General features: G+C 44.3%; 12 protein-coding genes. 11 read left to right on the top strand and 1 reads right to left on the bottom strand.

Going from position 1 to position 14,780, the window contains the following annotated elements; translation table 11 throughout:
• The first annotated feature begins 130 nt into the window (after nucleotides 1-130).
• The 4 genes from BQ7489_RS12135 (at nucleotide 131) to BQ7489_RS12150 (ending at nucleotide 6,637) form a co-directional block, all read left to right on the top strand.
• Nucleotides 131-1,138: a DUF4369 domain-containing protein gene (locus BQ7489_RS12135; protein ID WP_072531218.1), complete on the top strand. Its 1,008-nt coding sequence runs from the start codon at nucleotides 131-133 to the stop codon at nucleotides 1,136-1,138.
• Nucleotides 1,139-1,159: 21 nt separating this feature from the next.
• A complete protein-coding gene (locus tag BQ7489_RS12140) occupies nucleotides 1,160-2,698 on the top strand; it encodes a YifB family Mg chelatase-like AAA ATPase (RefSeq protein WP_072531219.1) in 1,539 nt (512 codons plus the stop codon).
• Nucleotides 2,699-3,064: 366 nt separating this feature from the next.
• Complete coding sequence (gene metG / locus BQ7489_RS12145) at nucleotides 3,065-5,107, top strand: methionine--tRNA ligase (protein ID WP_072531220.1); 2,043 nt, start codon at nucleotides 3,065-3,067, stop codon at nucleotides 5,105-5,107.
• Nucleotides 5,108-5,194: 87 nt separating this feature from the next.
• Nucleotides 5,195-6,637 carry a lipopolysaccharide biosynthesis protein gene (locus BQ7489_RS12150; protein ID WP_072531221.1) on the top strand — a complete coding sequence of 481 codons (1,443 nt, stop codon included), beginning with the start codon at nucleotides 5,195-5,197 and terminating at the stop codon, nucleotides 6,635-6,637.
• Here the strand turns inward: BQ7489_RS12150 and BQ7489_RS12155 are convergent, their stop codons facing one another.
• A complete protein-coding gene (locus BQ7489_RS12155) occupies nucleotides 6,638-7,465 on the bottom strand; it encodes an O-fucosyltransferase family protein (RefSeq protein ID WP_072531222.1) in 828 nt (275 codons plus the stop codon).
• 89 nt (nucleotides 7,466-7,554) lie between these two features.
• Between BQ7489_RS12155 and BQ7489_RS12160 the strand changes: the two genes are divergently transcribed.
• Genes BQ7489_RS12160 through BQ7489_RS12190 form a run of 7 tightly spaced genes read left to right on the top strand, consistent with a single transcriptional unit; the run spans nucleotide 7,555 to nucleotide 14,718 of the window.
• Complete coding sequence (locus BQ7489_RS12160) at nucleotides 7,555-8,514, top strand: glycosyltransferase (RefSeq protein ID WP_162617807.1); 960 nt, start codon at nucleotides 7,555-7,557, stop codon at nucleotides 8,512-8,514.
• Nucleotides 8,515-8,526: 12 nt separating this feature from the next.
• On the top strand, nucleotides 8,527-9,546 hold the full coding sequence (locus tag BQ7489_RS12165) for a glycosyltransferase family protein (RefSeq protein ID WP_072531224.1): 1,020 nt from the start codon (nucleotides 8,527-8,529) through the stop codon (nucleotides 9,544-9,546).
• 4 nt (nucleotides 9,547-9,550) lie between these two features.
• A complete protein-coding gene (locus BQ7489_RS12170) occupies nucleotides 9,551-10,465 on the top strand; it encodes a glycosyltransferase (protein WP_072531225.1) in 915 nt (304 codons plus the stop codon).
• Complete coding sequence (locus tag BQ7489_RS12175; protein ID WP_072531226.1) at nucleotides 10,462-11,532, top strand: glycosyltransferase family 4 protein; 1,071 nt, start codon at nucleotides 10,462-10,464, stop codon at nucleotides 11,530-11,532. The genes BQ7489_RS12170 and BQ7489_RS12175 overlap by 4 nt, the downstream gene beginning before the upstream one ends.
• A 33-nt stretch (nucleotides 11,533-11,565) precedes the next feature.
• Nucleotides 11,566-12,828, top strand: coding sequence for a glycosyltransferase family 4 protein (locus BQ7489_RS12180; protein ID WP_072531227.1), 1,263 nt, complete (start codon nucleotides 11,566-11,568; stop codon nucleotides 12,826-12,828).
• Nucleotides 12,821-13,576 carry a glycosyltransferase family 2 protein gene (locus BQ7489_RS12185; RefSeq protein ID WP_072531228.1) on the top strand — a complete coding sequence of 252 codons (756 nt, stop codon included), beginning with the start codon at nucleotides 12,821-12,823 and terminating at the stop codon, nucleotides 13,574-13,576. The genes BQ7489_RS12180 and BQ7489_RS12185 overlap by 8 nt, the downstream gene beginning before the upstream one ends.
• Before the next feature lie 44 nt (nucleotides 13,577-13,620).
• Entirely contained in the window at nucleotides 13,621-14,718 is a 1,098-nt protein-coding gene (locus BQ7489_RS12190) for a TlpA disulfide reductase family protein (protein ID WP_072531229.1), read from the top strand.
• Nucleotides 14,719-14,780 lie beyond the last annotated feature (62 nt).

Consider the following 14,780-nt stretch of genomic DNA (forward strand, 5'->3'; position numbering starts at 1 on the left):
GAGTATATAAAATAAAAAAGCCGGAGTGCCACCGCATTCCGGCTTTTTTATTTCCATAATAGTCGTACTCCATCCGGATTTTGAACATTACAAATAAATTAGTTACATTTGCAGCAAACAAACCGGAATCATGAAAAAAACAGTTTTCCTGCTTATTATATCTATCGGGCTCATCTCCTGCGGAAAGTCATCCACCTTCACACTGCAGGCCACACTCGATGGAATCGAAGACAACAGCCATGTATTGATTGTATACGACGACCCGAGTTCAAAGCTGGATACAATTTATCCCCAAAACGGAAAGTTCACTTATCAGATTACTCCGGATACCACTATCTTATTCCGTTTACTTTCATCGGAAGGTGAAATAATACCGATTGTTGCAGAACCGTCACAAGAGATAACTATCAAAGGAAGTTTCCAGACTCCTGTTATCCAAGGAGAAGGTGAAAACGGAGAATACGGGAAATTCATGGAAGCGATATCTAAACTTAGCAACAATCTGCCAGCCATACAGAAAGAAGCTGAAAACTTTATTCTCTCCCATCCCCAATCCTTTATATCGGCCTATCTGATCAATCAATATTTCGTACAGGTTCCGGATCCCGATCCTGATAAGATAGAAAAACTGATCAAACCTCTAAGCGGAAATGTCAAGGATTGCCGTATCATGGGAGTTATTCTGAAATCACTGGATCCACAGACCGGTAGAACAAGTTCACAAGACCAGGTCAATTACTTTTCATGCAAGGACCGGAACGGTAAATATACTTCCTGGAACAATGATAAAGACGGGTATACCTTACTGAATTTCTGGGCTAGCTGGGATCGCACAAGTTGCGAAAAAAGAGATTCAATCTATACCAAAATCAAGGATCTGCCCAAAAACAAACTAAAAGTAATCAACATATCACTTGACTACAATAAAGACAATTGGATTTCCGCATGCAAAGAAGATTCCGAACTATGGGTAGAATCCTGCGACTACAAAGGCTGGAGTAATCAATTGGTAAAACAAAACCGGATAAATGAATTGCCTGCCAACATATTGATTGACCACAATCGGAAAATAATTATGAAAAATCTGTATGGTAATGCGTTATATAATAAAGTCATGGATTTGACCAAAAAGAAATAACCCATTACAGATTTGACATAAATGCTCGTAAAACTATTTGGCGCAGCCGTCCAAGGGATAGACGCCACCATTGTAACCATTGAAGTAAACAGCTCAAGAGGCATCAAATTTTTTCTAGTCGGACTACCCGATTCGGCAGTAAAAGAAAGCCATGAACGGATTGTATCGGCACTCCAGGTAAACGGATATAAATTTCCCACCTGTCAGATCGTAGTCAATATGGCTCCTGCCGATATCCGTAAAGAGGGCTCTTCCTATGACCTGCCTCTTGCGATAGGCATATTGGCGGCTACCGGAACCATCTCTTCGGATAAACTTGACAGGTACCTGATTATCGGAGAATTAAGTCTTGACGGAAGCCTGCAACCCATTAAAGGAGCGCTACCTATTGCCATCACAGCCCGTGAACAGGGATTCGAAGGTTTCATTCTCCCGAAACAGAACGCACGGGAAGCAGCTGTGGTCAATAACCTGAATGTATATGGTGTAGAAAATATTACCGAAGTTATCCGATTCTTTAACGGAGACAAGGCCCTTGAACCAACTACAGTCAACACGCGGGAAGAATTTTATCGTAGCCAATACGACTTTCCTTACGACTTTTCCGATGTAAAAGGGCAGGAAAACGTAAAACGGGCCTTGGAAGTAGCTGCGGCAGGAGGACACAACCTCATTATGATAGGTGCTCCAGGAAGCGGAAAGTCCATGATGGCCAAACGTATGCCGGGAATACTGCCTCCGTTATCTTTGGCCGAAAGCCTTGAAACCACCAAAATTCATTCTGTAGCCGGAAAACTCGGCAAGAATTCTTCATTGATAGCTGTACGCCCCTTCCGAAGTCCACACCACACCATTTCACAAGTAGCTATGGTAGGTGGAGGAAGCTCTCCACAGCCCGGCGAAATCAGCCTGGCACATAACGGAATCCTTTTTCTCGATGAACTGCCCGAATTTAGCCGGAACGTTCTGGAAGTCCTTCGCCAACCCCTTGAAGACAGGTACATAACCGTATCACGCGCCAGATATACCCTTAACTATCCGGCCAGCTTTACACTTATAGCGTCCATGAATCCTTGTCCTTGCGGATACTATAACCATCCTACCCGCCAATGTGTATGTACTCCTAACCAGGTACAACGCTACCTGAACCGAATATCCGGTCCTTTGCTAGACCGTATCGATATCCAGATTGAAATAGTTCCGGTTCCATTTGAAAAACTGTCCGAACAGAATCCCGGAGAAACAAGCCTGGCCATACGTGAACGGGTTATCCGGGCACGCAGAATACAGGCCGACCGGTTTTCCGGCTGTACAGGCATCCACTGCAATGCACAAATGAATTCCAAGCAGCTCCATCTCTATGCCCAACCTGATGCCCATGGCTTACGTATGCTGAAAGATGCCATGCAACGTCTGAACCTTTCGGCACGAGCTTATGACCGTATATTAAAAGTGGCACGTACCATAGCCGATCTGGAGGAGTCGAAACAGATCTTGCCCCACCATCTGGCCGAAGCCATCAGTTACCGTAACCTGGACCGGGATAATTGGGCAGGATAGCTGTCGGGCAGGATATAAATAACGAATGTTATATAAAATAACAATACTCCGTTATAACACCTGACAATTACCGATATGTTTCCAAATTTGGATATGATAGAAAGAACTTGAACTTTCCGGAAAAGAATTTGATCTATTGTCCAGAAGTTCAAGTTCTTTTTGTCAAAACATCAAGTTCTTTCAAGACAAAGACCAGGTTCTTCCATCAAAACGTCAGGTCATTTCCGGCCATCCCTCTTTTCAACCTCCCTTTATCACCCTCTTTTTCACATGTTTCGTGTAAACCATTCATAAATAGCAATAAAATCTATATCTTTGCAGGCAGTAAACATGTATCAAAAATAATATATTAACATATAAACATATATGGAAAAGAAATTCAAACGGACAACTGTCACATCGGCTCTGCCATACGCCAACGGACCGGTGCATATCGGTCACTTGGCTGGGGTGTACGTACCAGCTGATATCTATGTGCGCTATCTGCGCCTGAAAAAAGAAGAAGTTCTCTTTATCGGAGGATCGGATGAACATGGAGTACCTATTACCATCCGTGCCAAGAAAGAAGGAGTTACCCCACAAGATATCGTAGACCGCTATCATACGCTTATCCGCGATTCATTCAAGGAATTCGGAATTTCATTCGATGTATATGGGCGTACTACGTCAAAAGTCCACAGCCAGACTGCTTCCGATTTTTTCCGCAAACTATATGACAAAGGGGAATTCATCGAAAAGACTTCCATGCAATATTACGATGAAGAAGCACACACATTCCTCGCCGACCGCTATATTACCGGTGAATGTCCACATTGCCATGCCCAAGGTGCATATGGTGACCAATGCGAAAAATGCGGCAGTACATTGTCGCCTACCGAACTGATCAATCCTAAAAGTGCCATCAGCGGCAGCCAACCGGTCATGAAGGAAACCAAACACTGGTACCTTCCTCTCGACAGACATGAAGGATGGTTACGCAAATGGATTCTGGAAGACCATAAAGAATGGCGTCCGAACGTTTACGGACAATGCAAGAGTTGGCTCGATATGGGTCTACAGCCACGTGCCGTCAGCCGTGACCTCGACTGGGGTATTCCTGTACCGGTAGAAGGAGCCGACGGCAAAGTATTGTACGTATGGTTCGATGCACCAATCGGTTATATTTCAAACACCAAGGAACTGCTCCCTGATTCATGGGAAAAATGGTGGAAAGATCCGGAGACCCGACTCATCCACTTCATCGGAAAAGACAATATTGTATTCCATTGTATCGTATTCCCAGCCATGCTGAAAGCCGAAGGAAGCTATATCCTTCCGGACAATGTCCCGGCCAACGAATTCCTGAATCTGGAAGGCGACAAAATATCCACATCACGGAATTGGGCAGTATGGCTACATGAATACTTGCGTGATTTTCCTGGCAAGCAGGATGTACTGCGCTATGTGCTTACAGCCAACGCTCCAGAAACCAAAGACAATGACTTTACCTGGAAAGATTTCCAGGCACGCAACAACAACGAGCTGGTTGCCGTTTATGGAAATTTCGTAAACCGTGCTTTAGTACTGACCCACAAATATTTCGATGGGAAAGTTCCTGTCTGTGGCGAACTGACCGACTACGATAAGGAAACCCTGAAGGAATTTGCCGATGTCAAAAGTCAGGTAGAAAAACTGCTGGACGTATTCAAGTTCCGTGACGCACAAAAAGAAGCAATGAATCTGGCCCGTATCGGAAATAAATATCTGGCCGATACAGAACCATGGAAACTGGCCAAGACCGACATGGACCGTGTGGCCACTATCCTGAACATCGCATTGCAACTGGTAGCCAATCTGGCCATCGCGTTCGAACCATTCCTGCCATTCAGTTCAGAAAAGCTGCGCCATATGCTGAATATGGAATCATTCGACTGGGAACAGCTGGGACGTACCGACCTGTTGAAAGAAGGCCACCTGCTGAACAAGGCAGAGCTGCTGTTCGAAAAGATAGAAGACGCTGCTATCGAAGCACAAGTACAGAAACTGCTGGATACCAAGAAAGCCAATGAAGCGGCCAATTACAAAGCCAATCCGATTAAGCCGACTGTTTCCATCGAAGACTTTGACAAGCTGGATATCCGGGTCGGAACGGTCCTGGAATGTGAGGTTGTACCTAAGATGAAGAAGCTGTTGAAATTCAAAATCGCCGACGGCCTTGAAAACCGTACAATCGTAAGCGGTATAGCACAACACTATAAACCTGAAGAACTGGTAGGCAAACAGGTATTGTTCATTGCCAATCTGGTTCCGCGTCAGTTCAAGAACGGACTGGTAAGTGAAGGTATGATTCTGAGTGCCGAAAACTTTGACGGTTCACTGGCTGTCACTTCCGTTTTAAAGGAAGTAAAACCGGGCAGTGAAGTGAAATAATCTTTTCAACTATCGAGAATTGGGAATGAACGGTCTTCCGACCGCCATTCTCAATTTTCTTTTCCCTTTAACCCTCCTACAACTGACGTGGCAGAATCACTCAAAGAAAAAACGGCAAAAGGCTTATTCTGGAGCGGCATAAACAACGGTGCTATGCAGTTCCTGAATCTGGTATTCGGAATCGTAACTTCACGTATTCTGAACGACACCGATTATGGAATGGTAGGTATGTTGAGTATCTTCTCGCTTATTGCATCCTCACTTCAGGAAAGCGGATTCACTTCCGCTTTGGCCAATAAGAAAGAAATACGGCACGAAGACTACAATGCCGTATTCTGGTTCAGCAGTATCATCAGTATCACTATCTACCTGATTCTGTTCTTTTGTGCCCCGCTCATTGCCAACTTCTATGGTAATGAAAAGCTGGTTCCACTGGCACGCTACTCTTTTCTGGGCTTTGTCATCGCCAGTTTGGGAATTTCACAGAACGCCTACCTGTTCCGCAACCTGATGGTAAAACAGAAAACAATCGCCAGCATCAGCGGACTGGCTGTATCGGGAGTCGTAGGTATCATCATGGCCTACTTAGGATGTTCCTACTGGAGTATCGCCACTCAAAGTATCGTTTACATCAGCGTTCTGAATATATGCCTATGGAGTTTCTCACCCTGGAGACCAAGCCTGAAAATCAGTTTCACCCCCTTGAAAGATATGGTTAATTTCAGCACGAAACTGATGGTTACCAACATTTTCAACCATTTCAACAACAACTTATTCTCCATAATCCTAGGCAAGTACTATTCGGAAAAGGAAGTAGGCCAATTCAATCAGGCCAACAAATGGAACTACATGGGCCACTCATTTATCAGCAGTATGGTAGGCAGTGTGGCACAACCCATGTTCAACCAAGTGGGTAACGATCTCGAACGGCAACAACGGGTATTCCGCAAGATGCTCAGATTCACATCCTTCATCGCTTTCCCGGCCATGCTGGGACTATCACTCATCGCCCCTGAACTGATTACCATTACCATTACGGCCAAATGGTTGCCCAGTGCACATATACTGCAGATTCTGGCCATAGGAGGAGCCTTTATCCCCATTACAGCCCTTTACTCAAACCTGATCATCAGTAAAGGGAAATCAAATATTTTCATGTGGAATACCATCATATTGGGTATCCTGCAACTGATTGTCATGCTGACACTTAGCCCTTATGGCCTGCAGACCATGCTCACGGTTTACGTAGCCATTAACATTGGCTGGCTGTTCATATGGCATTATTTCCTCTATAAAGAGATTCGGCTTCCACTCTGGAAAGCTCTGAAAGATGTGGTACCATACGCCGGTATCGCATTGTTTACCATGGCAGTAACTTATTTATTCAGTCGGCAGATTACCAACATATACCTGCTCATTCTGACTAAAATGACCGTTGCGGCAATAATTTATACCGGACTCATGTGGATTACCGGATCTGAAACATTCAAAGAAAGTCTAAGCTATCTGATAAGAAAGAAAAAAGCATGATTATCTGCGTACTATTTCCAGCGTTACGTCACCCAGCTGAGCCGCCAGTTCTGAAAAGGAACTCCCGGAAGAACCGTATATTTTAGAAGTGCGCGACAACGTGAACATATCAACAACGGCATCTTGTATTCCACGCACAGACCCTCTGTCGGCAACCGCATCGGCCACCAGCAATCTTTTCCCATACCGGCCACGTAAATCCGACTTTACTTTCTCCGAATCAGTAGCCAGGTAAATACACAAGCCGGCATGTGCATCCAACTCTTCATCCAAACGGGAATAAAACAGTTCCAACGGACTTTGCCGGATAGATACAACATTATCAGTACGTCGGATATGAAGCCCTATCGTATAATCTGAAAACAGACTACAGCGACGTTCAACTTCCCTACGGACAAGGTCTACCGGACGGAACATTGACTGTACCAACCTATTGTCGTACGCCATAAACTGGTCGTAAGAAGCCATATACACCTTTCCTTGTGACGCCCACTTTCTCCAGAAAGATTCCTGATAACAAAGCGGCCCTACCTTCCGTTCATACATACACGAATGGAATAATATTTTCTGGAAAAGGACAGGAATATAAAAATTATGTTTTCTAGGGCGATCATAAATCAGCAGATCCTTGAGTGAAGCCTCCCTGACAGAGACTCCCCTTTCACCCACCGGCTCAAACAGATCACCAAAAGGTGCATTCAGTGCCCAGTCACGGAACCATACTACCCGAAGTTCACCCCCCAGCCGCTGCATCAACGTATAGGCTGAAGCTACAGCACGCATACGGTTAGCCAAACCTCCTACTGGAACTAAAAGCATCTTTCTCATAATCAGTCTCTCTGTTTTCGATACAAAAATAAGATAAGTTTATCTATCTTTATTACTTTTGCAGATAGAAAATACAGATGAAGCCTCTTATGAAAGCAACCCTTATGCCTCAGGTGAAAGTTTCGGTAGTGATGTGTACCTATAACGGAGAAAAATTTCTTCAGGAGCAGATTGATTCCATACTGAACCAGACCTACCCTATACATGAACTGATTATCCAGGACGACCGTTCAACCGACCATACAGTAGACATTGTCCGTAAATACCAACACCAAGATTCCCGCGTAAAGCTTTTTATCAATGAACAGCCGTTAGGCTTTAACCATAATTTTTCCATAGCTTTCACCCGGGCTGAAGGCGACTATATCGCTTCTACCGACCAGGACGATATCTGGCGTGCCGATAAAATTGAAGTTCTTCTGAAACACATGGCAGGACATAGCTTGCTGTTCCATAATTCAGTGTTGTTCACCGATGATCCCCAACATACATCGGGAATGAAAAACGCCTCAAATGTAATCTATAATCCACTATATCTATTGATAAAGCCCTATGTCCCCGGACATGAATGTTTCTTCGACAGATCCATCATGTCCCGTTTCATGGAAGCGGTAAAAAAAGAGCCGCATATTTCCTATGATTCATTGTTGATGTTGGCAGCCGTCACATCAGGAGCGATAAGTTTCATCAATGAAGGACTGGTATACTGGCGCCGGCACCCTAAGGCTACATCTTACCATACCAGCAGCCAATACGGACTGCTGAAAGGACTGTTGTCCGCTTTTAAAAGTCTGAAAGACCCTACGAAAAGGAATGTTACCCAACGCTATTTCAAGGCATTGAATACCTATCCGTTCACCGGAGCTTCCGCCAGGATTGTCCGCTACATGGGAAAAGGGAATTTGTGGGGAATCATACAAAGCTGTATGATATGCTGTCACAATCATAAACAACTTTATCCCTACAACAATATATTACAATCATATATAAAGTCATTTTTTACACCCTTGTATTTTATCCGTGACTGTAGCAAGTTCATTATCTGTTAAAGCCTGAAGCCTATGATCCGATTCACTATTTTCCCCAGACTCCATATCCTTCCCGGCCAAAAGGCCAATCCCTATATCCACGATTTTGTGACTTCACTGGAACGTGAAGGAGTATCAAAAGTGGTCAACCCGCCCCATAAAAATCCGTTGCTTAGCCTGCTCCCTCCCAAAAACTGGGGAGATGTATTCATTTTCAACTGGTTCGAAAGTATCCCTGATTTCAAATATGGACCGCTACAATCTGTGATAGCAATCTGTTTCGTCTTATTACTGAAATCCAACAGACGGAAAATCATTTGGATTCTGCATAACAAAAAGCCTCATGCGGGAGGCCATACCCGACTGAAGAGGTTTCTCACCCGTTTCATGGCAAAAAAATCCGACCTGATCCTAACCCATGCTACCGAAGGAGTGGAAATGATCAGGACACATTATCCTTATGCAGCTGATAAGATACATTTTCTGCATCATCCCACCAAGAACAGGCTTCCGGAATCATCAAATGAAATGAATCCGGAATACGACCTTCTTATTTGGGGAAGCATTTCACGCTACAAAGGAGTACTGGAATACCTCACCTACCTGAGGGAGAATCCTCAGGATCTCAAAATCTGTATCATCGGCAAATGCTCACCGGCATCATTAGCCGACGAAATACGGTGTATAGCACCCAGGAACGTTACCTTTATATGTGAAAGTCCTTCATTTGAAGAACTGGCCCGCTACATCCGACATTCAGCATTCGTATTAGCCCCCTATTGCCCCGAATCGGTTCTGAGTTCGGGAATCCTGATGGACTCCCTTTCATTCGGTGCACGCGTCATCGGACCTGACGTAGGCTCTTTCAAGGATTACGCCAGTGAAAAACGGCTGAAAGTCTATACATTCCACAACTATGATGAAATCGGTCAAATTGTCGCCATCCATAAAACAGATCCCGTTTCACGAGAAAGTTACAGAAACTTTCTCGAGGAAAACGACTGGAAGCATTTCGGCGACCGAATCATTGAACTAATAAAATCGATCCACTGAAATTATGAAAACCTACGCACCTATCCTGCTATTTGTATATAACCGCCCTGCACACGTATATCGGAATATCGAAGCCTTGCTGAAAAACAGTCTGGCCGCAGAAAGCGAACTGTTCATCTATTCGGATGCAGCAAAAGACGATACATCACAGAAATCCGTAGATGAAGTACGTAACTTTATCCGGTCTGTACGAGGATTCAAAAATATAACGATAACCGAACGTACAGAAAACTGGGGACTGGCCCGCAATATCATTGATGGAGTAACAACTCTTGTAAACCGATACGGCCGCGTCATCGTACTGGAAGATGACCTGGTGATATCGCCCTATTTCCTGAAATTCATGAATGACGCCCTCGAAACTTACAAAGACGAAGAGCGGGTGGGACACATACAGGCCTGTGATTTCACCCAAGACCCTTCCCTTCCGGATACCTTTCTCATTAAATGGACCGGAAGCTGGGGATGGGCTACCTGGGACCGTGCCTGGAAGCATTTCAATCCTGACGGAAAAGTTCTGCTGGCTGAACTGGAAAAAAGAAACCTGACCTATACCTTCGACTTCAATGGCAAATACGGATATACCCGGATGCTGCGCAGACAGATTGAAGGCAAGAATAATTCCTGGGCTATCCGTTGGAATGCATCTCTCTTCCTGAAAGATATTCTCTCACTCAATGTAGGAAAATCATTGGTACAGAATGAAGGATTTGATGGAAGCGGGACCAATTGCGGTGGTGGCGGACTTTATGCATCCAATCTTTACATGAATCCGTTGCCGGTAGAGAAGATTTCCCCTATCAAGGAAAACATGCAGGCTCGTAATGCCTATATACGATATTATGCACGTACCAACTCTTTTATGGCAAAAGCTATCCGCCGCATCAAACGTACATTAAAAGGAGATTTCGGAGCATGAAACTTTACTATTACCATACCCGCCCCATTGTCCCTGCTTTAGAGGAATGGAAGGAACATAAGCATCCGGGACACATTCTGTACGGACTTACCCATTTCCCGAAATATGGAATAAAGCCTATACTCCATCCTTATCGTCACTTCACTTCCCGAAAAAAGCTGATGTGGTACAATCTGTGTACCATTTGGAACAAACGGAAAGAATTCGATATACTCTACGGAACCTCCTACCGGGGCCTGGAACTGCTTATCTTCCTGCGTGCCCTGAGAATCTTCCGCAAACCGATAGCTGTCTGGCACCATCAGGCTGTTCCTCAGACAAAAGGTTGGCTGAAAAGCCGGCTTTCACGTCTCTTCTATAAAGGGATAGACTGCATGTTCTTTTTCAGCCAGGCACTCATAAATGATTCGTTGAAGACCGGAAAAGTAAAAGAAGAAAACATGTTCCTGATTCACTGGGGAGCCGATCTCGACTTCTATGACCGGATAAAAGACGAGGCCAAAGACAAGGAATTCATCTCTACCGGTAAAGAGAACAGAGACCTTCAGACACTATTGCAGGCCTTTAATGACACCGGACTGGAATTCGATCTCTATACATCTCCTGCCAATGGTGACCAGAAATATGAGGAGATAATCAACCGTTTCCATCACAAGACCAATATCCATATTCACCTCGTAGAAGGAATCATCCCTTATCAACTGGCACTCGAAGTAGCCCGTTCAAAGGTTGTGGTCATTTCTTGCCTCAACTATCCGTATACCATCGGACTGACTACCTTGGTAGAGGCACTGGCACTGGGACTTCCTGTCATCTCTACCCGCAATCCTAAATTCGAAATGGACCTGGAAAAGGAACAAGCCGGTCTACTAGTAGAATACGCCGACGTAAAGGGCTGGGAGAAGGCATTAAAACAACTGCATGAACATCCCGAACAAGCCCGTGAAATGGGCAAGAACGGAAGACGAATGGCAGAAAGCACCTATAACCTGGAAAATTACAGCCGTGAACTGGCCGAAGTCCTGATAAAAAGATTTACCCACTATAGTACATTCAAAAAAGAATAATGTACCTTTGTATAAAATTAACCCTACAGCCTAATGAGAGTACTTATCATCAATACATCCGAACGCAGAGGAGGAGCTGCTATCGCTGCCAACCGGCTGATGGAAGCCCTGAAAAACAACGGTATAAAAGCCAAGATGTTGGTGCGCGACAGGCAGACCAATGAAGTTACTGTAGTAGCGTTAAAAAAATCATGGAGAAGCCTTTGGCAGTTTGCATGGGAACGTATCGTTATTTGGGCTACCAACGGTTTCCATAAACATAATCTGTTTGCTGTAGACATTGCCAATACAGGTACCGATATCACCAACCTGCCAGAATTCATTCAGGCTGATGTCATCCATCTTCATTGGATCAATCAAGGAATGCTCTCATTGAAGGATATCCGGAAAATCATCGACTCAGGCAAACCTGTAGTATGGACCTTGCACGATATGTGGCCTTTTACCGGTATCTGCCATTATGCCAAATATTGTGAGAAGTATACCGTCCAGTGCCAAGATTGTGAACTGCTGGTACACCCGCATCACAAGGATCTTTCATACAAAGTATTCCGCCGCAAACAGAAGCTGTACAAAGATGCCAATATCACATTTGTGGCTTGTAGCCGTTGGCTGGAAGGCATTGCGCGTAAAAGCGCCCTGATCAGGAACCAGACCATTACAAACATACCGAACGCTATCAATACCAATCTATTCACTCCGCGTCCGAAAAAATCAGTACGCGAAAAGCTGCACTTACCGCAAGACAAGAAACTGTTGCTATTCGGTTCCATGAAAATTACCGACAAGCGGAAAGGCATTGATTACCTGATAGAAGCCTGTAAACTGATAGCCGAGAAGAATCCCGGACTGAGCAGCCAACTAGGTGTAGTAGTACTAGGAAGTCAGTCGGAACAATACGCTACGCTCTTCCCCTTCCCTATCTACCAGATGAATTACGTAAACAATGAAAAGGGTCTGGTAGACATCTATAATGCAGTCGACCTATATGTAACTCCATCCCTGCAGGACAATCTACCTAACACGATTGTCGAAGCAATGGCATGTGGCATTCCTTGCGTAGGTTTCAACGTTGGAGGAATTCCGCAAATGATCGACCATTTACATAACGGATATGTAGCCCAATATAAATCGTCCGAAGACCTGGCCAATGGCATCTGCTGGTCGTTCAATGAAGGTGATTATAACAGTTTAAGCGAAGAAGCACGGCGAAAGGCAGTAAATACCTATTCCGAACATAACGTCGCCATGAAATATATCCAGATTTACAACCAGATTACAGGAGACAATGCATAACATACATCATCTGCACCCCAAATTCTCCATTATTACCGTGACCTATAATGCCGGAGAATTACTGGAAGATACAATTCAAAGTGTTATTACACAAACCTACAAGAATATCGAATACATCATCATTGATGGAAAATCGACCGATAACACTCTTGAAATCATCGACCGGTATCGTAACCATATTCAGACAGTAGTGAGCGAGCCCGACAAAGGTCTGTATGATGCCATGAACAAGGGAATAGCCAAAGCGACAGGAGACTATATCTGCTTTCTGAATGCCGGCGACGAACTGCATGAAGATGACACCCTACAGCTAATGGTACACTCGCTCACATCCCTTACAGAACTTCCGGATGTCATTTATGGTGAAACAGCCATTGTAGATAAAGAAGGGCATTTCTTGCGTATGCGCCGCCTTTCCACTCCAGAAAATCTGACATGGAAAAGCTTCAAACGGGGTATGGTAGTCTGCCACCAGGCTTTTTTTGCCCGCAGAGACCATGTCATGCCATACGACCTGCATTATAGATTCTCTGCCGATTTCGACTGGTGTATCCGTATTATGAAACAAAGTAAGGTACTCCACAACACCCATCTTACCCTCATCGACTACCTGAATGAAGGAATGACAACCCGTAACCACAGGGCATCACTGAAAGAACGCTTCCATATCATGTGCAAACATTATGGATACATCTCCACAATATTGTGTCATATTTCATTCATTATACGACTTCTATATAAAAAATAGAAAACTATAAAATAAAAAGAGTCATAACATTAAAATCGAACAAAATGAAAAAACTGGTAATTTTAAGCCTTTTATTGGCATCTGTAACCGGGAATCATATTTTTGCACAACAGAAATATACCATTTCAGGAACCGTACCGGCCCAATATGAAGGCAAATGCATTTATCTGTACGAAAATTCACGTAACCCGGCCAAGATAGACAGCGCATTTGTGAAGAACAGCACTTTCACCTTAAACGGTGAAGTTTCAGAAGCCCAGTTCGCAAATCTGGTCGCTGCCCCCAAAGACTTTATCGGGTCCGTATACCTCGATTCTACTCCGATATCACTCACTGTTTCTGAAACCGACTATCAGGCTAACGGCTCCGATATCAACAACGTATGGGGAGAATATAACAAAGCCAACTACAAATTCAGTCTCACCGGCAACAAGCTTTCACAAGAATATCGTGAACTGAGCCAGCAGGGAGAAGCCGCCAAAGACAAGATGGATGCTATCGAAAAACAGTTCAATGAAGAACAGGCCAGACTCACAGAATCAATCAAAGCAATATTACTGGCCAATCCTACCAATATAGCATCAGCCTACATCCTACAACGTTCCTATTACAACATGGAAACAGCCGAAGTAGACAAAATGCTGGAAGCTCTGTCGGCTTTAAAGGATATGCCCGCCTATAAAGCCGTAGCCGAACATCAAGTAGCTGCCCGAAGAACTGCTATAGGAACTTCATTTACACACTTCGACATGGCCGACCGTAACGAGCAAATGCACAATACTGCCGAATTTATAGGTAAGGGGAATTATGTATTGGTAGACTTCTGGGCCAGCTGGTGCGGACCTTGCCGGGCAGAAATGCCAAACGTGAAAAAAGCATACGAGACTTACCATTCTAAAGGATTCGAAATAGTAGGCATTTCATTGGATTCAAAAAAAGATGCATGGACAAAAGCCATCGATCAGATGCAACTCCCATGGATACACTTATCCGACGTCAAAGGATGGCAATGTGCCGCAGCACAGCTATATGGTGTCAACAGTATCCCATTCATGCTGCTGATAGGTCCCGACGGCAAGATTGTTGCCCAAAATCTAAGAGGCGAAGCTTTACAGAAAAAACTGGCGGAATTATACCAATAATTTCTGTATAATAAGCTATAGGCAACATGTAATCAAAGACGCTCTGATATAAAACCAATATT

Origin of the sequence: Bacteroides ilei (genome assembly GCF_900128495.1) — a bacterium.
Classification (GTDB): domain Bacteria; phylum Bacteroidota; class Bacteroidia; order Bacteroidales; family Bacteroidaceae; genus Phocaeicola; species Phocaeicola ilei.

Bases quoted from the DNA above. Each gene is read 5' to 3' on its own strand.
- BQ7489_RS12175 (WP_072531226.1), top strand. From the start codon at position 10,462: ATGAAACTTTACTATTACCATACCCGCCCCATTGTCCCTGCTTTAGAG.
- BQ7489_RS12135 (WP_072531218.1), top strand. From the start codon at position 131: ATGAAAAAAACAGTTTTCCTGCTTATTATATCTATCGGGCTCATCTCC.
- metG (WP_072531220.1), top strand. From the start codon at position 3,065: ATGGAAAAGAAATTCAAACGGACAACTGTCACATCGGCTCTGCCATAC.
- BQ7489_RS12165 (WP_072531224.1), top strand. From the start codon at position 8,527: ATGATCCGATTCACTATTTTCCCCAGACTCCATATCCTTCCCGGCCAA.
- BQ7489_RS12155 (WP_072531222.1), bottom strand. From the start codon at position 7,465: ATGAGAAAGATGCTTTTAGTTCCAGTAGGAGGTTTGGCTAACCGTATG.
- BQ7489_RS12185 (WP_072531228.1), top strand. From the start codon at position 12,821: ATGCATAACATACATCATCTGCACCCCAAATTCTCCATTATTACCGTG.
- BQ7489_RS12160 (WP_162617807.1), top strand. From the start codon at position 7,555: ATGAAAGCAACCCTTATGCCTCAGGTGAAAGTTTCGGTAGTGATGTGT.
- BQ7489_RS12170 (WP_072531225.1), top strand. From the start codon at position 9,551: ATGAAAACCTACGCACCTATCCTGCTATTTGTATATAACCGCCCTGCA.
- BQ7489_RS12140 (WP_072531219.1), top strand. From the start codon at position 1,160: ATGCTCGTAAAACTATTTGGCGCAGCCGTCCAAGGGATAGACGCCACC.
- BQ7489_RS12190 (WP_072531229.1), top strand. From the start codon at position 13,621: ATGAAAAAACTGGTAATTTTAAGCCTTTTATTGGCATCTGTAACCGGG.
- BQ7489_RS12180 (WP_072531227.1), top strand. From the start codon at position 11,566: ATGAGAGTACTTATCATCAATACATCCGAACGCAGAGGAGGAGCTGCT.